This window comes from Staphylococcus sp. EG-SA-2, from assembly GCF_017152085.1.
Window position 1 is genome coordinate 1 of record NZ_JACYHC010000987.1, and the last position, 835, is coordinate 835.

At 30.7% G+C, this 835-nt stretch carries 2 protein-coding genes; both read left to right on the top strand.

All coding sequences use genetic code 11. The annotated features are described in order from the left end of the window. A partial coding sequence (locus IDG60_RS17000) for a phosphoribosyl-ATP pyrophosphatase (RefSeq protein WP_346767038.1) occupies positions 1-197 on the top strand: 197 nt, incomplete at its 5' end. Positions 198-389: 192 nt separating this feature from the next. After that, positions 390-569, top strand: a complete 180-nt coding sequence (locus tag IDG60_RS17005) for a hypothetical protein (protein ID WP_000837587.1) — start codon at positions 390-392, stop codon at positions 567-569. Positions 570-835 lie beyond the last annotated feature (266 nt).

An 835-nucleotide genomic window follows, 5' to 3' on the forward strand; every position in this document is an offset into this window, starting at 1 on the left:
CTTTTGAAGTCGTAATTGAAGCAATTAAAGGTGACAAAAAAGCATTTGTAAGTGAAGTAGCAGATGAACTTTATCATTTATTTGTCTTGATGCATGCGCTAGGCGTCGATTTTTCAGAAATTGAGGCGGAATTAGCGCGTAGACATCATAAGCGCAATAACTTTAAAGGTGAACGACAAAATATCGAACAGTGGTAAAGCAAGTATGGACTAAGATATAAGGAAAAGGATCATGGCTTATACACTTACAAATATTGTGGAAAACGTGACATTTTCAAGTTTAAAATACGACACCAACATATTTTAACTATGAATGCTGTGATGGTACTAAAGTTGCGAACTCGTTATAGATAAGTAGTGGATAATCACAATACGAAATCAAAAATAATTATGAAAAGTAAATTGAGCAACTCAGGAATAGATGTCACTGTTAAAGATGTCGAAAAGTATATGAATCGATATAATGAAGTTATGATGGGAAAAAATGGCGAAAAAGCTAAAGAGTTATGTTTGTCGTTACTACCTATTAATATCATAGTTGTCTTTACATTCTTTGTATTTATACTATAAATACAAATATATCTAGCCTGAAATAGAAATGTCATAGCCTATTTAAAAGACAATCTCCATTAGAACTAAGATGTGCATCCCGAAAGTTAGACTAAAAAACTAACTTTATGGGGTGTATTTTTATGCTAATCATCATAAATTCGAGATTAAGTTAAAGGTAGTTCAAGAGTAATTAAACAATAAATTAAAAATAGTAGGATACTTACTTTGAGGGAAGAAAATTAACTGTATATATTTAATGTAGGAACAAGTATTACGGTTTATCC

Coding starts and splice junctions, on each gene's coding strand:
- IDG60_RS17005 (WP_000837587.1), top strand. CDS start 390: ATGAAAAGTAAATTGAGCAACTCAGGAATAGATGTCACTGTTAAAGAT.